We start from the raw sequence: 20,872 nt of genomic DNA, 5'->3' as shown, positions 1-20,872 counted from the left end.
TGGGGGAATGTGGTACATTTTTAATAGAAAGTGGGGGTAATGGGTATGTTCATGGGTGAGTACCATCACAGCATTGATACAAAAGGCCGTTTAATCGTGCCCTCCAAATTCCGTGAAGAGCTTGGTGACATGTTTATCATCACACGAGGATTGGATCAATGTTTGTTTGGTTACCCAGTATCTGAGTGGGGCCTGATTGAAGAAAAATTAAAAGGCCTGCCGCTTACAAAAAAAGATGCCCGTGCTTTTACTCGATTCTTCTTTTCCGGAGCGACAGAAAGTGAACTGGATAAACAAGGAAGAATTAATATCCCGACACCACTATTGCAATATGCTAAATTAGAGAAAGAATGTGTTATTTTGGGTGTTTCCAATCGAATTGAAATCTGGAGCAAGCAGATTTGGGAGGATTATTTTACACAATCTGAAGAATCTTTTGCTGAAATAGCAGAAAATATGATTGGCTTTGATATATAATGGGAAAAGTTATATTAATATATTTCTCGTATATATTGTTCGATTGGAAAAGGAAGGTACGTAAATGTTTGAACATACAACTGTGTTATTAAACGAAGCTGTTGAGGGGTTAAAGATTAAGTCAGATGGCATCTATGTAGATTGTACGCTGGGAGGGGCAGGTCACAGCTCTCTCATTCTTTCACGACTAGGTGCGGGTGGAAGACTCTATGCATTTGATCAGGATGAAACAGCCATTGCGAATGCGAAAAAGAAATTAGCCGAATACGGTGATCAATTAGTTATTATTAAAAGTAACTTCTTATATTTAAAAGAAGAGCTTGAAAACCGCGGGATTGATAGGGTAGACGGAGTCTTATATGACTTGGGAGTTTCTTCACCGCAGCTCGATACACCGGAGCGGGGGTTTAGTTACCACCATGATGCCCCGTTAGATATGAGGATGGATAATGAAGCTGATATCTCCGCATACAACGTGATTAATCATTGGTCATATGAAGACCTCGTCCGCATCTTTTTTCGTTATGGGGAAGAGAAATTTTCAAAGCAAATCGCTCGAAAAATTGAAAGTGCCAGAGCGATTAAGCCAGTTGAGACCACTGGGGAACTGGTTGAGTTAATTAAGGACGCAATCCCAGCACCCGCAAGACGCAAGGGCGGACATCCTGCCAAACGAGTTTTTCAAGCAGTCAGAATCGCTGTTAATGATGAATTGGCTGTATTTGAAAAGTCTCTAAATCAAGCCATTGACTTATTAAATCCCGAGGGGAGAATAAGTGTGATTACCTTCCATTCTCTTGAGGATCGAATTTGTAAGGCAGCCTTTAAAAAGGCAAGTGAGACACCCCCATTACCACATGGTCTACCCATCATTCCAGATGAGTTTAAACCAATTTTAAAACTGGTTTCACGTAAACCGATTCTCCCATCTGAAGCAGAATTGGAGCAAAACAACCGGGCACGTTCAGCAAAGCTTCGGATTGCTGAAAAATTATAAAAACTTCAATGCGCACATTTCCGTGCGCTTAAGCTGACATTTATTAATCAGGACGAACGATTAGATTAAAGAATCTGGAGGGGAAGTATTTGAGTAATCTTGCCAGGAAAGTATTAGAACAGCAACAAGCCGAGCAATCCGTTCAAATTAAACGACAAGTAAAAATTAAAAAGTCCTGGCTGACTCCGGGGGAAAAAATTATTGGAGTGGTGTTTGCTGGAATGGTTTGTTTTGGAGCAATCCATCTTGTCTCCAATCAATCAAAAATCTATGAAGCGAACAAAGACGTCCAAACTGTTCAGGATAAGATAACAGAACAGGAAAAAGTGAATGGGGATCTAAAGGTTCAAGTAAGTGAATTAAGTTCTTATGATCGGATATTCGCAAAAGCTAAGGAAATGGGTTTAATAAAAGATGAAAATAACGTCAAGGTCGTGCAGCAGAAATGAATAGGAAACAGCCATATATGAATGTGGGAGCAGCGATATTGTTTGTGATATTCGGCCTGCTCTTTTTTGTATTGATTTGCAGGTATTTTTCAATTGAAATATCAGGAGAAGTAAATGGACAACCCCTTGCCGCCAAGGCACAGCAGAAATACAATCGCGAGGGAACCTTGCAGGCTAACAGGGGAATAATCTACGACCGAAATGGCGTAACGGTTGCTGAGGATACAGCAGCCTATACCCTCATTGCTATCTTAGATAAGAAGATGACAACAAATCCTAAAAAACCTCAACATGTCGTGGATCTTAACAAAACGGCTAGTGAGCTATCTAAATATCTTAATTTAGATGAATCCGAGATTTATAGTATCTTATCAAATGGGAAAAAGAAGAAACGTTTCCAAGTTGAGTTTGGTAAGGAAGGCAGAGATATCGATTTTAATACAAAAAATAAGATTGAAAAATTAAAACTTCCAGGTATTACTTTTTCTCGTGATTCAAAACGCTTCTATCCAAATGGAATTTTCGCCTCGCATGTAGTCGGTTATGTAGACCGGACTGAGCAAAAGGACGGAACCTATAAAACTGTCGGGAAAATGGGAATTGAAAAAACTTTAAACGATCAACTGACAGGGAAAAATGGCAGTATTAATTATGAGAGTGATTTATGGGGATATATCCTGCCTGACGGTAAAGAAAAGATATCCGCAGCACAAAATGGTAACGATGTTTATTTAACAATTGATCAAAAGATTCAAACCTTTCTAGAAGATGCCATGGATCAAGTGGTGAAAGATTATAAACCGAAAAAAATAATTGCGATTGTTGCAAATCCTAAAACCGGGGATATTTTGGCAATGGGCCAGCGTCCGTCTTTCGAGCCGGAAACAAAAGAAGGAATTACAGATAGTTGGCATAATGAAGCGATTGAAACATCCTACGAGCCAGGGTCAACCATGAAAATCTTTACTCTTGCAGCTGCTGTTCAAGAAGGGGTATTTAATCCAAATGAAAAGTATCAATCTGGATCGTTTAAAGTAACAGAAAATAGTCAAACGATTCACGATCACAATTATTCAGGCTGGGGATCCATTACCTATCTAGAAGGAGTTCAACGCTCGTCCAATGTAGCGTTTGCTAAAATTGCCAAAGAAAAGTTAGGTTTCGACAGATTTAGGGAATATTTAACAAAATTTGGCTTTGATAAACCGACAGGAATTGAACTTCCTAATGAGACATCAGGAAAAATTCAATATCACTACCCGATTGAAAAAATCACCACAGCCTATGGTCAAGGTACGGCGATTACCGCCATTCAACAAATTCAAGCAGCAACCGCGATTGCGAATGATGGAAAAATGTTACAGCCACATGTTGTAAAGAAAATTGTTAATCACGATACAGGAAAGACTATTGAGGAAACTTCACCGAAAGTTGTTTCGACACCAATTTCAGCTGATACGGCTAAAGAGGTACGTGATATTTTAGAAACGGTTGTCACATCGCCTAAAGGCACAGGAGCCCGTTACAAAATCGACGGTTATAGTGTTGCCGGTAAAACTGGTACAGCTAACATTCCGGGGCCTAATGGTAAATATTTATCAGGTGTGAATAATTATGTCTTTTCCTTCTTAGGGATGGCACCAAAAGATGATCCGAAGCTAATTGTTTATGTAGCCGTTCAACAGCCTAAACTTCAGGGGATTGAAGCCGGTCAAGGGGCGATTCCAGTATCTGAGATTTTTAATCCGGTTATGAAAAATAGTCTAAATTATTTAAATATCCAACCTTCCAAGCTAGAAAAAGCTGAGATTAATAAACTGCCTGAATTGGTGGGAGAGCCTGTGGAGGATACAGTTAAAAGTTTAAAAGCAGATGGATTTGAAACAGTTGTATTAGGTAAAGGTAAAAAGGTAACGAGACAACTGCCTAAAGCTGGAACCATCATTTTAGAAGGTGAAAAAGTAATCATTAAAACTTCTGGAGAAATGACGGCACCTAATATGGCCGGGTGGTCGCTCCGTGATGTCATGAAGGTAGCGAAAATGGCCAATTTAAAATTGAATTCTAAGGGCCAGGGGTTTGTCACCTATCAAAATATTAAGCCGGGGGAACCGTTAAAAAGCGGGGAATACCTGAATATTGATTTAAAAACTCCGGAAGAACAATCGACAAATAATGAGAAGCAAAGTGATGATGGACAATCTAACGGGGAGCAAACCGTGCAAGACTAGTAAAGAGGCTGATGAATTAATTTTTGCACACTCTGTTGATTGGAGCGAAGCGACTAGGAGGCTCCCCGCCCGCGGAAAGCGAATCGCCTGGAGCGGAAATCGACAGACTAGTTTAATGTATAAAAAAGAAGGTGGCCCTCAAAGTTATACTTTTGGGACACCTTCTTTATTTTATCTCAGGAGGTTGTCCCGTTCTATTTAAATAAGTACAAGCATATAAATGAACGATATTGAAAGTGAATGTGGAATAAAGGAGGATCATTCATTATATGCGTGTTTCTAATGTTACTGTTCGAAAACGTCTAATGATTGCACTATTCGTTGGATTCCTTGCCTTCTTAATTATTGATGTACGTCTTGGATACGTTCAGTTTGTTCTTGGTGATAGGCTAACCGATAAAGCTAAAGGTTCGTGGAGCCGGAATATCCCTTTTGAACCAGAGCGGGGCAAAATTGTTGATCGGAACGGGGTAGCGTTAGCAACCAATATTAGTGCACCCACCGTCTATGTAATTCCACGGCAGATTAAAGACCCTGCAACGACTGCAGAGAAGCTAGCATCGGTATTAAATATGTCTAAAGAAACAGCCTACCGAGAAATTACGAAAAAAGCTTCATCAGTCCGGTTAAAAGAAGGCCGAAAAATCTCTCATGAAAAAGCGAAAGAGATTCGGGCCCTAGGACTCGAAGGAGTCTATGTTGGTGAAGATTCCAAACGGTATTATCCAAATGGCAGCTATCTCTCTCATGTTTTGGGCTTTACAGGCGTGGATAATCAAGGATTAATGGGTCTTGAGCAGTACTATGATAAAGAATTGAGTGGTGAAAGAGGTGCTGTGAAATTCTATGCCAATGCTAAAGGGGAAAGAATGAATGACATGGCAGATGATTATGAGCAGCCAACGAAAGGGCTCGATTTACAATTAACGATTGATTCTAAAATACAGACGATTGTTGAAAGAGAGCTGGATATCGCACAGGCAAAGTATAATCCCGATGGTATCGTCGCGATCGCGATGAATCCGAACAACGGCGAAATATTGGCGATGTCGAGCCGGCCGACGTTTGATCCTGCCAATTTCCGAAATGTTTCTCAAGAGGTTTACAATCGTAACCTTCCAGTTTGGTCGACCTATGAACCTGGGTCCACCTTTAAAATCATTACGCTTGCTGCTGCCTTGAATGAAGGAAAGGTCAACTTGGAGAAGGAGCATTTTCATGATTCAGGCTCTGTTCAAGTAGCTGGGGCAAGGTTAAAGTGCTGGAAAAGAGGCGGCCACGGTGATCAAACCTTTCTCGAGGTTGTCGAAAACTCCTGTAACCCGGGTTTTGTAGAGCTAGGAGAACGTTTAGGAAAGGAAAAGCTATTTAAATATATTAAGGATTTTGGATTTGGCCAAAAGACCGGCATTGATTTGCAAGGCGAAGGAACCGGAATATTATTTAATTTAAACCGGGTTGGTCCTGTTGAACAAGCGACAACTGCTTTTGGACAGGGGGTATCTGTTACTCCAATTCAACAAATTACAGCGGTATCTGCCGCCATTAATGGCGGGATTCTATACAAGCCATATATCGCAAAAGAGCTTATTGATCCGATTACAAAAGAAGTGGTTATGAGAAATACGCCTGTAGAAAAGAGACGGGTTATTACAGAAAAAACCTCCAAAGAAATACGTAGTGCATTAGAAAGTGTTGTCGCAAAGGGTTCAGGTGGAAGAGCGTTTATTGAAGGGTATCGAGTCGGAGGTAAGACTGGAACGGCGCAAAAAGCACAGAATGGAAGATACCTTGAAAATAACTTTATTGTTTCCTTTATGGGGTTTGCACCTGCAGATGACCCGCAGATTGTAATCTATGTAGCAGTTGATAACCCTAAAGGGGTTACTGCCTTCGGGGGTACTGTAAGTGCTCCGATAGTGGGTGCGATTATGAAAGACAGCTTAAGTGCAATGGGAGTGAAACCGCGTAAGGATCAAATAGAAAAAGAAATCAAATGGCCTGATGTTCCTTTAGTGAAATTACCAAATTTTGTTGGCATGTCAAAAAGTGAACTTCAGGAACAGCTTATTAATCTTTCCATTGATTCAAGCGGTGAAGGTGATGTGGTGGTGAGACAATCTCCGGAGCCGGGTACGAAGGTAAAAGAAGGCTCAAAAGTAAGACTTTACTTTGGTAAGGGAGACTAAATAAATCAATAACGTTTAAATAGGAGGCGGCCGGAATGTTTTCCGCCGCCTAAAATTTTTATTACGGATTCATTACTAAATGGTAAAATAAAATATTTTAATGTAAAATAAGATGGAACTTTCGAAAGGATTTACGTTTAGGCATAAACTACTGGTAATAGTTATGCGCAGTAATGAGAGGATTTGAGACAAAATGAAGCTACAAAAGCTGCTCGAGAATTTGCACGCAATCGTTCCTTACAATGGAGAAAACCCAGAAATTACATCGATTGAGAACGATAATAGGAAGGTGCAAAAAGGGAGCTTATTTATTTGCATTAAAGGGTACACCGTGGATGGACATAATTTCGCGGAATCAGCTGTTAAAAATGGAGCAGCTGCAGTACTTGCTGAAAGACCATTAGATTTAGACGTTCCGGTCTTGCTAGTTAACGATACAACGAGGGCGATGGCTGTACTCGCTGATGCTTTTTACGGACAGCCGACTAAAAGTCTTCACTTAATCGGAATAACGGGAACAAATGGGAAAACAACAACTAGCCACTTAATTGAAAAAATATTTGCCGATGCTGGGAAGAAGACGGGCTTAATTGGCACGATGTATACAAAAATCGCTGACCAAATAATTGAAACCAAAAACACCACCCCGGAAAGTCTGACGCTTCAAAAAACCTTTAAACAAATGGTTGATGCCGGTGTTAATTCAGCAGTGATGGAGGTCTCATCGCATGCCCTTGATTTAGGAAGGGTTCATGGCTGTGATTATAATGTAGCGGTTTTTACTAACCTTACCCAAGACCACCTTGACTACCATCAGACAATGGAAGAATATAAGCGGGCAAAAAGCTTATTATTTGCGCAGCTTGGGAATACGTTTGACGTAAGTAAACCAAAATACGCCGTCCTAAACGCGGATGATGCTGCTTCAGAAATGTATAGCCGTTCAACTGCTGCACATGTTGTTACATACGGAATTGAGCAGAAAGCAGATATCAAGGCTAGAAATATTAAGATGACTCCGAAGGGAACTGTCTTTGATCTTGAAATAAAGGGAGATACATATCCAATCCGCATGCAATTAATTGGTAAATTCAGTGTCTACAATGTACTGGCCAGTATTACAACGGCATTAGTTTCCGGGCTTGAAATTGAACAAATTATTCGTTCGATTGAAGGTGTCGAGGGTGTTGCAGGAAGGTTTGAACTTGTAAACGCAGGCCAGGATTTTACTGTCATTGTTGATTATGCACATACACCGGATAGTTTAGAAAATGTATTAAAAACGATCCAGCATTTTGCGGAGAAAAAAGTATTCGTTATTGTTGGCTGCGGTGGGGATCGCGACCGTACAAAACGTCCATTAATGGCGCAGATTGCCTGTCAGTTAGCAACAGATCCGATCTTGACATCAGATAATCCTAGAAGCGAAGATCCTCTAGATATCTTGAAGGATATGGAAGCAGGGGTGCAAGGAGAATCCTATCAGGTCATCCCTGACCGGAGAAAGGCCATACATTCAGCTGTGAGTCAGGCATCAGCTGGAGATGTCATCTTAATCGCCGGAAAAGGGCATGAAACCTATCAGATTATTGGGAAAGAGGTTCATGATTTTGATGACCGGCTCGTTGCAAGGGAAGCGATTGAGGGGAGATAGTTATGTTTCTAGCTTTAAAAGATTTGACAAGGCTGTTTAACGATAAACGGGGAATCCAAGATGAAATGCTGTTCTGTACAGTGTCTGACTTAGCCGCTTCGGAGCAGCCAAAAGGATTATTTGTGCCGGTAAACAAAGAGTCAGGGGAGCTCTTAGAGGCCATTTCCAATGGGGCTGTGGCTGCCATTTGGGAAAAAAATGTACCACTTCCGAACTACTTACCCAACCAGTTTCCGATTTTTTTAACAAATGATCCTGCGGAAGCATTGAGAGATATTATTAAACTTTATATTGAAAAATTAGATGGAGAAACGAACGAGCATATGGAGAGAACAAACTTTAAAATTTCAAACAAAATAATTCTTAATAAAAATAACCAAACATTTGATATTGCTGGGCTATTAGCACAACTAACATCGGAAAATAATCAGGAGAGGAGGGGATAAAATGAAGGAGCAAGTTATTTTTTTCACAATAATAATGGGATTTTTGATCTCGGTTTTGCTTTCTCCCATTTTTATTCCCTTCTTGCGAAGATTGAAATTTGGACAAAGCATCCGCGAGGAAGGTCCTAAATCACACCAGAAAAAGTCAGGTACTCCGACAATGGGGGGAGTGATGATTTTATTTTCAATCATCATTACCACGCTGGTGATGATTGCGAAATACGCAGACCATACACCAGTAACCGCTTTTTTACTCTTGTTTGTCACATTTGGATTTGGCCTGCTCGGTTTTTTGGATGACTTTATAAAAGTTGTATTAAAACGTAACCTAGGACTTACATCAAGGCAGAAATTATTAGGGCAAATTATCATATCTATCATCTTTTATCTAATCTATAAACACACTGGTCAGTCGACTGAAATCAAGTTTCCTTTTAGTGATTTTTCTATTGATTTGGGCTGGGGATATGTGTTATTAATTATTTTCTGGCTTGTCGGCTTCTCAAATGCGGTCAATTTAACAGATGGTCTCGATGGTTTGGTGTCAGGCACCGCAGCGATTGCTTTTGGAGCGTTTGCTGTCCTCGCTTGGAATCAAAATCAATTTGAAATCGCCGTGTTCTCTGTAGCCGTTGTTGGAGCGGTGTTAGGTTTCTTGGTATTTAACGCACATCCTGCTAAAGTATTTATGGGGGATACAGGATCGCTGGCGCTAGGCGGGGCGATTGCAGCGATTGCAATTTTAACAAAGCTGGAAATCCTGCTGGTTATCATTGGCGGTGTTTTTGTTATTGAAACCTTGTCTGTCATTCTTCAGGTAGCTTCCTTTAAGACTACCGGGAAACGGATTTTCCGAATGAGCCCCTTACATCATCATTATGAACTAGTGGGCTGGTCGGAATGGCGTGTTGTGGTAACGTTTTGGAGTGTTGGATTAATATTTGCGATACTAGGTATCTATATTGAGGTGTGGTTGTAATTGAAACAGATCGAATCTTATCATTATAAAAAAATTCTTGTACTGGGTTTAGCAAAAAGTGGCGTGACGGCAGCTTCTTTGTTACATAAGCTTGGAGCGTTTGTTACTGTGAATGATAAAAAGCCATTATCAGAAAATCCCGAGGCTCAAGGATTACTAGAGCAAGGGATAAAAGTAATATGCGGTGAGCACCCAATCGAACTCTTGGATGAGGGTTTTGAACTGATTGTGAAAAACCCAGGTATCCCTTACCATAATCCAATGATTGAAGGGGCAATTGAAAAGGGGATCCCTGTCATTACTGAGGTGGAGCTCGCGTATGAAATTTCTGAGGCTCCCTTTATAGGGATTACAGGTACAAATGGTAAAACAACAACGACTACCCTTGTCTATGAAATGATGAAGGAAGGGAATAAGCAGCCGTTAATAGCCGGTAATATCGGTACGGTTGCTTCAGGTGTTGCCCAAAAGGCGGCAGAGGACAATACGATTGTCATCGAACTCTCGTCTTTTCAATTAATGGGAATTAACAGCTTTACTCCGAAAATTGCGATCATTACTAACCTTTATGATGCCCACCTGGATTATCATGGCACCAGAAAGGAATATATTCAGGCAAAAGCCAATATTACGAAAAACCAGACTGAGCATGACTATCTAGTCATTAATGCCGATCAAGAAGAAACAATGAAAATTGCCCAAAATTCAAAAGCCACAATCATTCCTTTCTCTACTAAAAAGGAACTGTCAGAGGGAGCTTTTATTAAGGACGGCTGGTTGATCTTTAATCGAGAGCCGGTAATGGAAATGAGCGAAATCGTGCTGCCGGGGGTACATAACCTCGAAAACATCTTATCTGCCATGGCCGCTGCCAAACTATCAGGCGTAGAAAACAGTGCAATCCAAACGGTCCTCAAAACCTTTACGGGTGTCAGGCACCGTTTGCAGTATGTCGCTGATGTAAATGGCAGGAAGGTTTATAATGATTCGAAGGCTACGAATATTTTAGCCACAATTAAGGCTTTATCGGCGTTTAAGGCGCCGACGATTTTACTTGCAGGCGGACTTGACCGAGGTAATGAGTTTGATGAGCTGCTTCCGTATTTAACCAATGTAAAAGCGTTAATCACCTTTGGTCAAACAGCTCCTAAGCTTGAGCGGGTTGGAAAGCTTGCCGGAATAAATTCCATCAGCCATGTCGATAATGTTGAAAAGGCAGTGCCGGAAGCTTATCGATATTCCGAACCTGGTGACGTCATCCTTTTATCACCTGCTTGTGCAAGCTGGGATCAATATAAAAGTTTTGAAGTCAGGGGAGACATTATTTATCGAAGCGGTGCATAAGCTTAAGTAAGGGCTTGTCCTAGGAAAAGCTCAAGCACCGCAGGGTGCTTGAGCCGGACACTTATCGAAGTTAAGCTTATAACTTTTGATTTAGCGGCCCTAAAACACTTGGTTTGAGGTGGATAGTGGTGCCGACAAAGAGAACAACTCCCGACTTTATCTTAATGATTGTGACATTCACACTGCTGGCAATAGGGCTCATCATGGTATACAGTGCTAGTGCGATCTGGGCCGAATATAAATTCCAAGATTCCTTTTTCTTTGCAAAAAGGCAAACCCTATTTGCCGGGGTGGGAATCGTTGCTATGTTTTTTATTATGAACGTAAATTATTGGACATGGAGAACCTACGCCAAAACACTCCTGATCGTGTGTTTTGTTCTGTTAGTACTCGTGTTAATTCCAGGTATCGGGAATGTTCGAAATGGTTCAAGAAGCTGGATTGGAGTAGGGGCATTCTCCATACAGCCATCTGAATTTATGAAACTTGCTATGATCGCCTTCCTAGCAAAATATTTATCAGAACGACAAAAATTCATTACCTCCTTTAAAAAGGGGCTTATTCCTTCTCTTGGTCTTGCCTTTATTGCGTTTGCTATGATCATGCTCCAGCCTGACTTAGGAACGGGAACAGTAATGATGGGGACTTGTGTGGTAATGATCTTTATTGCAGGCGCTCGTGTCAGTCATTTTGCTTTTTTGGGACTTCTGGGAGTAGCAGGTTTTGTTGGGCTAATTGCCTCAGCACCCTATCGGATTAAGCGGATCACCTCTTTCCTTGACCCATGGTCGGACCCGTTGGGGAGTGGATTTCAAATTATTCAATCCTTATATGCGATTGGTCCGGGCGGGCTATTTGGCTTAGGACTCGGTGAGAGCCGGCAGAAGTTTTTTTACTTACCAGAACCGCAGACAGACTTTATCTTCGCGATTCTATCAGAGGAACTAGGCTTTATTGGCGGCTCATTCATTTTGCTTTTATTTGCCCTTTTGTTATGGCGGGGGATTCGAATTGCTCTTGGTGCACCTGATTTATATGGAAGTTTTCTTGCGGTTGGTATTATTGCTATGGTGGCCATTCAGGTTATGATAAATATTGGTGTTGTTACTGGGCTAATGCCGGTTACAGGTATAACACTTCCATTCTTGAGTTACGGGGGATCCTCATTAACATTAATGCTAATGGCAATCGGTGTTCTCTTGAATATCAGCCGATATTCACGCTTCTAAATTAAATTGATACCCTGTTCACTTGGCAGGGTTCTTTTTATGTTTTAATGTGTATTCAAAGAGGCAGCCGTTGTAAACTATTTTATTACAATTAAATAACATTATTTTTACTGGCATATTTTCTTTTGTTTTTATAGTAGAATGTGTTTAGCAACTTTTTAGAGGTGAGAAAATGAAAGTAGTAGTAAGTGGCGGAGGGACCGGTGGGCATATATATCCAGCTCTCGCACTCATTAGAGAAATTCAAAAAGAAAATAAAGAAACCGAATTTTTATATATTGGAACAACAAATGGCTTAGAAAGTAAGCTTGTCCCAAGGGAGAATATCGCGTTTAAATCTATTCATATTACTGGCTTTAAAAGAAAGCTATCTTTTGATAACGTAAAAACCATTATTAGGTTTATAAAAGGTGTTCAGGATAGTAAGAGAATCCTAAAAGAGTTCCAACCTGATATTGTGATCGGAACAGGCGGCTATGTGTGCGGGCCTGTCGTTTATGCTGCAAAAGGACTTGGAATTCCAACCATTATTCATGAGCAGAATAGCGTACCAGGTTTAACCAATAAATTCTTAAGCCGGTATGTAAACAAAATCGCTATTTGTTTTGAAGAAGCAAAGGAATACTTTCCAAGTGAAAAAGTTGTTTTTACGGGAAATCCAAGGGCTTCAGAGGTGCTTGGTAAGGATGGAATTAAAGGACGTCTGTCAGCAGGGCTTAGTGCCACTAAACCAGCCGTTCTAATTTTTGGCGGGAGCCGGGGGGCCAGGCCAATTAATGAAGCCGTTGTAAAGGCACTCGCTGAATTAGCTGAAAAACCATACCAAGTTCTCTATATAACAGGTGACGTGCATTATGAGGCTGTCCAAAAGGAAGTAGAGTTAGTGGGAAATCCAAAAAATGTGGTAATAAAGCCATTTATTCATAACATGCCAGAAGTGCTGGCAGGAATTGATTTGGTGGTGTCTAGAGCGGGAGCCACCACACTTGCCGAATTAACTTCGTTAGGAATTCCAAGTATCTTAGTTCCAAGTCCATATGTAACAAATAACCACCAAGAAAAAAATGCCAGGTCTTTAAGTGATCATGGCGCAGCACAATTACTGTTAGAGAAGGATTTGAATAATAAAAGTCTGGTCAGCCACATTGATCGAATTCTCTTAAATAATGAACATTTAAAAGATATGAAAGCTAAAGCCAAAAAAATGGGCGTACCTGATTCCGCCGAGCGGCTTTATGAGGTTATGAAACACCTTGTCAAAACAAATCAAAAGTAGCCCAAATTAATTTTATGCATAAACTGAAAAAAACGCATCTAGGAAAGTTAGGTGGTATAGATGGACGCAATTGTAGCAGAACTACAAAACTTAAATATTGGAAAAGTGAAGATAAATGAACCATTGTTAAATCATACGACAATAAAAATTGGTGGTCCTGCCGACCTTTTTATTGAACCTTCATCAGTTGACAACTTAAAAAAGGCTATGACAGTAATTGAAAAGAATGGCCTTAAATGGCGGGCAATTGGCAGAGGATCCAATCTGTTAGTCTCGGATAAAGGGATAGAAGGAGCGGTTATTAAGCTTGGTTCGGGCTTAGACCACCTCGAAATAAATGAAACTGAAATTACCGTCGGCGGTGGATATTCCCTTGTTAGTCTGGCTACTTCTATTAGTAAAAAAGGGCTTTCTGGACTCGAATTTGCCAGCGGCATCCCTGGTTCGGTTGGTGGAGCAGTCTATATGAATGCTGGTGCACATGGCTCAGATATTAGCAAAATCTTAACGAAAGCTCATATTCTTTTTGATGACGGGTCGATGGAATGGCTGACGAATCAAGAAATGGAATTTTCATATCGAACCTCTATTCTTCAAAAGAAACGCCCTGGGATTGTATTAGAAGCCGTTTTTAAGCTTTCCGAAGGGGACCGCGCAGCGATTGTTGCCCAAATGCAAAAAAATAAGGATTATCGGAAAGAAACACAACCGTGGAATTTCCCTTGTGCAGGCAGTATTTTCCGCAATCCTCTTCCGAATTATGCTGGAAAATTAATCGAGGATGCTGACTTAAAGGGCTACAGCATTGGTGGGGCAAAAATATCAGAAATGCACGGGAATTTCATTGTTAACGCCGGCAACGCAACTGCAGAAGATGTCTTATCATTGATACAGTATGTAAAGGATACGATCTATAGGCAATATCAGGTTAAAATGGAAACAGAAGTGGAGATTATTGGTAGATAGCCATACTTTTAATGTAAGAAATTTCTTACGAATGACAAAAATTGTGTTATAATTACAAATAATAATAATACGTGGATACTAGCAAGAAAATCAGTGACGGCATGAATTTTCGTGCCGTTGTTTCTCTTTATAGTGACCATTGTGCAAAATGGACAAGCTTTGGGGCAACTGCTTATAGTTTTAAAGTCTAATACATATTTTGTAAACTATAACTTAGGCGCGCAAGTAGCGCTCACGCTTTTCTTTTGGAGGAGAGTTATGGATGGAAAATGGTAAAATCGTTGCTCTTGAGGATCGGATACCAAAACTGAAGGAGCAAAGACGACGAAAGGCAAACAGACGTCTTGTACTCCTGCTCATTTTGTTCTTTACAATAATAGTTGTTGTTGCCTATTCCCAATCTCCATTAAGTCATGTAAAACATATAATTGTGACAGGGAATGAAGTCTATTCTAATAATGAAATCATTAAGGCAAGTGGTATCACAACGCAATCGAATATTTGGAAAGTGAAAAAAAGTAATGTTGCTTCAAAACTTAACCATTTATCAGAGATCAAAAAGGCAACAGTTCAGATAAAATGGCCTAATTCAATTGAAATCCAAGTGAAAGAACATAACAGAGTTGCCTACCTTAAAAGCGGTAAAAACTACCTTCCAATTTTGGAAAACGGTAAGATTTTAAAGGACAGTAAAACGGAAATAATCCCAGTTAATTCTCCGATTCTTTTCGAATTCAAGGAAGGCTCAGTCCTTAACCTAATGGTAAAAGAGTTAGAAAAACTTCCAATTGAGATTACAAACTCCATTTCTGAAATACATTATTCTCCGAAAAAAACTGATCAGTATCATATTTCCTTATTTATGAATGACGGCTTTGAAGTCAGCGCAACGCTAAGAAGTTTTTCAGAAAAGATGGTTCATTATCCTTCCATCGTTAGCCAATTAGATCCTTCAAAGAAAGGATTAATCGACTTGGAAGTAGGTTCCTACTTTAAGGCTTTTGGACCGGGATGTGGAGGAAAAAAAAGGTGAATAAGATAAAGGTGAAGGGGAAGCACTTTATCTTGTCACTCGTTTGCTTAGTTTTGGGGTTTATGGTTGCTTTTTCGTATCACCTTACACAAATTAAACTTCAAAATGAAAAACGGAATCTTTCAGGTACTCAATATGAAGAAACCCTAGGGTTAAGAAACCAATTAATTGCTCAAGAGGAAACCAATCGCAAGCTGCAAAAGGAATTAAATCAGAAGCAGAATAAGGTTCTAGAAAATGAAAAAAATCTTTCTAAGGAGACTCAAGTTTTCCTAAATCTAGCAGAGGATGCAGAAAAATATCGGATGTTCCTTGGAAAGGTAAAGGCTAGGGGGAAAGGCGTGCGAGTGACGCTTTCAGATGGAGCCTATGACCCAGACGAAGACAATGTTAACAATTACCTTGTTCATGAACAGCATGTCTTTAAAGTGGTCAACGAACTGTATATCTCAGGTGCTGAAGCTGTAGCCATAAACGGGCAGAGGCTGACAAGCCATTCCTACATTGTCTGTAATGGACCAGTTATTACAGTTGATGGGATGCCGTATCCAGCACCGTTTGTTATTACGGCAATAGGTGATCCGGATGTTCTTTCTTCTTCATTAAACCTAACAGGTGGAGTGAAGGATCAATTAGTAAATGACAATGTGGTTTTTTCATTGGAAAAGGAAGATGAAATCGTCCTTAGTCCAATCTTAGGCAGCTAATTTATGTCCACAATCAAATGGATGGAGAAGGTCAGGTGAAATAAGTGGACAAGCGAAAGATAAATATAAGCTTTACCTTAATAGCAGCCTTGGTTGGATTTATGATTGCGATTCAATTTCAAACAGTGAAGAAACCAGTGGTGGAACGGGATACGCGAGATATATGGCAGCTTCGTGAAGCACTCCTAAAGGAAAAAGAACTACAATCTAATTTACTTAGTGAGATTCGTTCCAATGAAGTAAAACTATCAGCCTATGAATCTAAGCGAACACAAAGTAAGGAGCAGGCCTTAAAGGATACCATACAGGAGTTAAAAGTGGAGGCCGGAAAAACGGACATCACTGGTCCTGGGATAACCCTTTTAATTGAACCAGTGATGGAAGATGTTCAGCTAGGAGCCCCTGTGAATGATTCGGTTTCACCTGAGCTTTTAAAAAGGTTATTAAATGAACTGAATATGTATGAAGCTAAATACGTGGCAATCGATGGCCAAAGGGTCATTAATACCACTGTCATTAGAGATATAAATGGAGAAACAAAAATTGATGGGCATACCCTAAAAGGACTGCCAATTGAGATTAAAGCAGGCGTCGATGATATGAATACTGCTGAAAAATTATCAAATCGGATGAAGGTATCAAAAGCGAGGGATGAATTTTTCACTGAAAGCTTAAGACTTGAGGTTTCGGCATCAAATCCCGACATTACTATACCTGCTTATGATAATTCGATCCGGGTTAAGTACTTGGAGCCGATTAAAGAAGGAGGCGGTTCCTGATGTGGCTCCCGTTTATGGGACTGGTAATTGGTATCATCCTTGGGTTACTGACTGAAATTCGAATTCCGGAGGAGTATTCCAATTATTTGTCGATTGCTATTCTGGCAGCTTTTGACACACTTTTCGGAGGAATTAGAGCATACCTGCAAAATATTTATGATGAAAAGGTGTTTGTATCAGGATTCTTTTTTAATATTGTTTTGGCAGCAAGTTTAGCTTTTCTCGGTGTTCATCTTGGTGTAGACTTGTATTTAGCAGCAGTTTTTGCGTTTGGTGTCAGATTGTTTCAAAATATTGCCGTGATTCGAAGAATATTATTGACAAAATGGTCAACAAACAAAGAAAAAATAGAAAAAAGTTGAATTTTTTAAAGGGAAATATGTAGTTGTGACGAATAATTTTATAAGATATGACTATGAAACTAGTATAGGACAAATAAGAAATTGTTGTTCTTCCCAAGGAGATTAAAAGGAGGTGCCATAGAATGAACAGCAATGAAATATATGTTAGTCTTGACATCGGTACATCCAGTGTAAAAGTAATCATTGGTGAAATGGTCAATGACTCTGGAAAAGACACGTTAAACATAATTGGTGTTGGAAATGTTAAATCTGAAGGTTTACGAAAAGGGTCGATTGTTGACATGGATGATACCGTTCATTCTATTAAGCGGGCAATTGAGCAGGCAGAAAGAATGATCGGAATGGAAATCCGCGAAGTAGTGGTCGGTATATCAGGAAGAGACATCATGCTTCATAACTGTCACGGTATTGTGGCAGTTTCAAGCCAAAACCGGGAAATAACAAATGAGGATGTCATTCGTGTAATTGAGGCATCTCATGTCGGTTCCATACCACCCGAAAGAGAAAACATTGGTGTTATTCGAAAACAATTTATTCTTGATGGTAAGGATGAAATTAATGATCCTCGCGGGATGATTGGTGTTCGTCTTGAAATGGAAGGAACCTTGATTACTGGCTCTAAATCGATAATCATTAACACCTTACGCTGTGTGGAACGTGCAGGCCTTGAAATTTTAGACATTATCCTGCAGCCTTTGGCAGCAGGAGATTTTGCCTTATCAAGGGATGAGAAGAATCTGGGTGTAGCCATGATCGATATCGGCGGCGGGTCCACTACCATTGCTGTGTTTGAAGAAGGATTCTTAAAAGCAACCAGTGTGATTCCAGTTGGCGGGGATCTTCTAACAAATGATCTTTCTAAAGTTTTGCATACCTCGACAGAGAATGCTGAAAATATTAAGATAAGATATGGACATGCCTTCTATGATAATGCCTCGGAAGATGAGTTCTTCAGCGTACCAATCATCGGCAGTGACCAGCATCAGCAATTTAACCAACTCTATGTGTCTGAAATTATAGAAGCTAGAATGGAAGAAATTTTTGAACTGATCGCAAATGAATTGAAACGTATGGGTGTCATGGATTTGCCTGGTGGTTTTGTCTTAACAGGCGGATCAGCAAAAATGCAAGGCTTATTGGAACTTGCTCAAGATATGTTCCAAAATCCAGTCCGTATTGCCTCACCTGACTATATAGGTGTAAGAGAACCTCAATATACAACAGCGGTTGGCTTAATTAAGTATGCTTATAAGAATGCTAGATTACCAGGGGGAACCAAAGGATCCACAACCTCTGCGGTGACGGTTTCTGAGCCAATCGAAAAAAGAATACCAAAACAACATCAACCTAAAACTAAGGTAGAAAAACAACCTGAAGAAAAAATGTCATCAAAAGTAAAAAAATTCCTTGGTTACTTTTTCGAATAAGGAAAAGTAAATCGACGAATTAGGAGGATTTGTCATGTTAGAATTTGATACAAATTTAGATTCTCTTGCAACAATAAAAGTAATCGGAGTTGGCGGCGGAGGCAATAATGCAGTAAACCGAATGATTGAACATGGAGTTCAAGGCGTGGAATTTATCGCCGTTAATACAGATGCTCAAGCCTTAAATCTATCAAAAGCAGAAGTTAAAATGCAGATTGGCGCCAAGCTGACCCGCGGTCTTGGTGCAGGTGCGAATCCAGAAGTAGGTAAAAAGGCTGCAGAAGAAAGCAAAGAACAAATTGAAGAGGCGCTAAGAGGTGCCGATATGGTCTTTGTAACAGCTGGGATGGGCGGAGGAACTGGAACTGGTGCAGCACCGGTTATTGCGCAAATCGCCCGCGATTTAGGTGCCTTAACAGTTGGTGTTGTCACACGCCCATTTACCTTCGAAGGTAAAAAGCGTTCAAACCAGGCTTCTGGTGGTATTGGCTCAATGAAAGAAGCAGTTGATACACTGATTGTGATACCAAATGACCGTCTTCTTGAAATTGTTGATAAAAGTACGCCAATGCTTGAGGCATTCCGTGAAGCAGATAACGTATTGCGTCAAGGTGTGCAGGGTATTTCTGATTTAATTGCTACACCAGGATTAATTAACTTGGACTTTGCTGACGTAAAAACCATTATGTCCAATAAAGGATCTGCTTTAATGGGTATCGGTGTTGCTGCAGGTGAGAATCGTGCAACTGAAGCCGCCAAAAAGGCTATCAATTCACCTCTTCTAGAGACATCAATCGACGGAGCTCAAGGTGTGTTAATGAATATTACCGGTGGATCTAACTTAAGCCTTTACGAGGTTCAAGAAGCTGCCGATATCGTTGCAACAGCAACCGATCAAGAGGTAAATATGATCTTCGGTTCTGTTATCAATGAAACTCTAAAAGACGAAATTATTGTTACGGTTATTGCAACTGGCTTCAATGAAGAAGTAGCTCAGCCAAAAGTGACACGGCCATCTTTTGGGCAAGTAAAAACGACTGTCAACCCTGCTAAGAGAGAACACAAACGTGAAGAAGCTCCACAGGAACCAGTCCGCAATACTAATGTTTCTCAAGAGGATGCATTAGATATCCCAACTTTCCTACGTAATCGGAATAGAAGAAGATAATATTTTTAAATGAAAGAGGCGCAGTTCCACTAGGGACTGCGCCTCTTTCATTTATTCAACTATATACATATGACAAATTCCGTTGGCTTTTGTGAAAATTTCTGATTTTTTGATTACAGAAAGTGACACACTTCCGCTAGTAAAGTACGTTATACTTTTTCGTAAACAGAAGAATAGAAAATAAGCCGTAGCTGAATTAAGGAGGAAGCTGGCTTGGCAGTTTATCTTGATGTAATTTGGGCTCTAAATTTGTTATTCGATAGCCTTCTCCTTTACTTAACGGCTATATTTCTTAAAAGAAGAATACAGATTTGGAGATTACTTGCCGGTGGGTTTATAGGTTCATTGATCATTTTATTATCGTTTACACCACTAAATGCCTATACCAGCCATCCTATCTCAAAACTTATTTGTTCGATGTTGATGGTACTTTGCACTTTTGGATTTAAACGATTCACCTTTTTCTTTAAGGCCTTAATGACGCTATATGTTTCTACTTTTTTAATTGGCGGAGGCTTAATGGGTGCCCATTATTTTATTCAATCAGATTCAGAGCTGTCCGTAAAGGTGATGTCGTCAAGTGTGAAGGGATTTGGTGACCCGATTAGCTGGTTGTTTGTACTTATCGGTTTTCCGCTGGCCTGGCACTTCGCAAGAAAAAATGTAGAAGGTATGGAAATGACCAAAATTCAATTTGAGCAAATTGTCAGTGTTCAACTCCATATCGCCGACGAAATGATGCATTTTAAGGGATTGGTTGACAGTGGAAATCAGCTGTATGATCCGTTGTCTAAACTCCCTGTTATGTTTGTTTCTCTGAAAAGCCAAAGTGAAGCTGTTCCAGAATCAATTCGCAGGCTGGCAGCGGCCGATCCAGAACAGTTCATATTAGGAAGTCAGGATATGCCTGATGATTGGCAGAATAGGTTAAGAATCATTCCCTGCCGAGTGGTCGGACAAGAGCATCAGCTGATTATTGCCATTAAACCCGATCTAATTTTAATCGACCATAACACTGATCAATATGTATGTGAAAAGGGGCTTGTTTCGTTTACGATGCAGCAGCTCTCGGCTGATGATGCCTTCCAATGTATCGTTCATCCCAAAATGCTGACAGGACCTAAGCGGCAGGGAGGGGCTGTGAAGGTAAGTTAATATA

Annotated in this window: 18 protein-coding genes and 1 pseudogene; all 19 read left to right on the top strand. The window is 40.2% G+C overall.

Annotation, left to right across the window (positions count from 1 at the left end; all coding sequences use genetic code 11):
* The first annotated feature begins 45 nt into the window (after positions 1–45).
* Complete coding sequence (gene mraZ, locus ACZ9EE_RS08120; protein WP_476026121.1) at positions 46–477, top strand: division/cell wall cluster transcriptional repressor MraZ; 432 nt, start codon at positions 46–48, stop codon at positions 475–477.
* Between the two features lie 64 nt (positions 478–541).
* Positions 542–1,474 (top strand): 16S rRNA (cytosine(1402)-N(4))-methyltransferase RsmH, encoded by a 933-nt coding sequence (gene rsmH, locus ACZ9EE_RS08115; RefSeq protein ID WP_476026120.1) that lies wholly within the window; start codon positions 542–544, stop codon positions 1,472–1,474.
* Between the two features lie 89 nt (positions 1,475–1,563).
* Positions 1,564–1,923: a cell division protein FtsL gene (ftsL, locus tag ACZ9EE_RS08110; RefSeq protein ID WP_476026119.1), complete on the top strand. Its 360-nt coding sequence runs from the start codon at positions 1,564–1,566 to the stop codon at positions 1,921–1,923.
* Positions 1,920–4,154 (top strand): penicillin-binding protein, encoded by a 2,235-nt coding sequence (locus ACZ9EE_RS08105; RefSeq protein ID WP_476026118.1) that lies wholly within the window; start codon positions 1,920–1,922, stop codon positions 4,152–4,154. Before ftsL ends, ACZ9EE_RS08105 begins: the two co-directional genes overlap by 4 nt.
* A gap of 269 nt (positions 4,155–4,423) precedes the next feature.
* On the top strand, positions 4,424–6,343 hold the full coding sequence (locus ACZ9EE_RS08100; RefSeq protein ID WP_476026117.1) for a stage V sporulation protein D: 1,920 nt from the start codon (positions 4,424–4,426) through the stop codon (positions 6,341–6,343).
* Between the two features lie 193 nt (positions 6,344–6,536).
* Positions 6,537–7,997 carry a UDP-N-acetylmuramoyl-L-alanyl-D-glutamate--2,6-diaminopimelate ligase gene (locus tag ACZ9EE_RS08095; RefSeq protein ID WP_476026116.1) on the top strand — a complete coding sequence of 487 codons (1,461 nt, stop codon included), beginning with the start codon at positions 6,537–6,539 and terminating at the stop codon, positions 7,995–7,997.
* Positions 7,998–7,999: 2 nt separating this feature from the next.
* Complete coding sequence (locus ACZ9EE_RS08090; RefSeq protein ID WP_476026115.1) at positions 8,000–8,443, top strand: hypothetical protein; 444 nt, start codon at positions 8,000–8,002, stop codon at positions 8,441–8,443.
* A gap of 1 nt (position 8,444) precedes the next feature.
* The gene (gene mraY, locus ACZ9EE_RS08085) at positions 8,445–9,422 is read left to right on the top strand and encodes a phospho-N-acetylmuramoyl-pentapeptide-transferase (RefSeq protein WP_476026114.1); all 978 of its coding nucleotides are present in this window, start codon (positions 8,445–8,447) and stop codon (positions 9,420–9,422) included.
* A pseudogene (gene murD, locus ACZ9EE_RS08080) lies at positions 9,423–10,776 on the top strand (UDP-N-acetylmuramoyl-L-alanine--D-glutamate ligase).
* A 118-nt stretch (positions 10,777–10,894) separates the two neighbouring features.
* On the top strand, positions 10,895–11,995 hold the full coding sequence (spoVE, locus tag ACZ9EE_RS08075; RefSeq protein ID WP_476026113.1) for a stage V sporulation protein E: 1,101 nt from the start codon (positions 10,895–10,897) through the stop codon (positions 11,993–11,995).
* 172 nt (positions 11,996–12,167) lie between these two features.
* Entirely contained in the window at positions 12,168–13,271 is a 1,104-nt protein-coding gene (murG, locus tag ACZ9EE_RS08070) for an undecaprenyldiphospho-muramoylpentapeptide beta-N-acetylglucosaminyltransferase (RefSeq protein WP_476026112.1), read from the top strand.
* A gap of 60 nt (positions 13,272–13,331) precedes the next feature.
* Complete coding sequence (gene murB, locus ACZ9EE_RS08065) at positions 13,332–14,237, top strand: UDP-N-acetylmuramate dehydrogenase (protein WP_476026111.1); 906 nt, start codon at positions 13,332–13,334, stop codon at positions 14,235–14,237.
* 262 nt (positions 14,238–14,499) lie between these two features.
* Entirely contained in the window at positions 14,500–15,270 is a 771-nt protein-coding gene (locus tag ACZ9EE_RS08060; RefSeq protein WP_476026110.1) for a cell division protein FtsQ/DivIB, read from the top strand.
* On the top strand, positions 15,249–15,977 hold the full coding sequence (locus tag ACZ9EE_RS08055; RefSeq protein ID WP_476026109.1) for a DUF881 domain-containing protein: 729 nt from the start codon (positions 15,249–15,251) through the stop codon (positions 15,975–15,977). The genes ACZ9EE_RS08060 and ACZ9EE_RS08055 overlap by 22 nt, the downstream gene beginning before the upstream one ends.
* A 44-nt stretch (positions 15,978–16,021) precedes the next feature.
* Positions 16,022–16,756 carry a DUF881 domain-containing protein gene (locus ACZ9EE_RS08050; RefSeq protein ID WP_476026108.1) on the top strand — a complete coding sequence of 245 codons (735 nt, stop codon included), beginning with the start codon at positions 16,022–16,024 and terminating at the stop codon, positions 16,754–16,756.
* Positions 16,756–17,118, top strand: a complete 363-nt coding sequence (locus ACZ9EE_RS08045; protein WP_476026107.1) for a small basic family protein — start codon at positions 16,756–16,758, stop codon at positions 17,116–17,118. Before ACZ9EE_RS08050 ends, ACZ9EE_RS08045 begins: the two co-directional genes overlap by 1 nt.
* 122 nt (positions 17,119–17,240) lie before the next feature.
* Positions 17,241–18,545, top strand: coding sequence for a cell division protein FtsA (gene ftsA / locus ACZ9EE_RS08040; RefSeq protein ID WP_476026106.1), 1,305 nt, complete (start codon positions 17,241–17,243; stop codon positions 18,543–18,545).
* Positions 18,546–18,579: 34 nt separating this feature from the next.
* Entirely contained in the window at positions 18,580–19,713 is a 1,134-nt protein-coding gene (gene ftsZ, locus ACZ9EE_RS08035) for a cell division protein FtsZ (RefSeq protein WP_476026105.1), read from the top strand.
* Between the two features lie 213 nt (positions 19,714–19,926).
* On the top strand, positions 19,927–20,868 hold the full coding sequence (gene spoIIGA, locus ACZ9EE_RS08030) for a sigma-E processing peptidase SpoIIGA (RefSeq protein WP_476026104.1): 942 nt from the start codon (positions 19,927–19,929) through the stop codon (positions 20,866–20,868).
* Positions 20,869–20,872: the final 4 nt, after the last annotated feature.

This window comes from Bacillus sp. URHA0034, from assembly GCF_056280405.1.
This window is presented reverse-complemented; position numbering and strand designations above follow the sequence as displayed.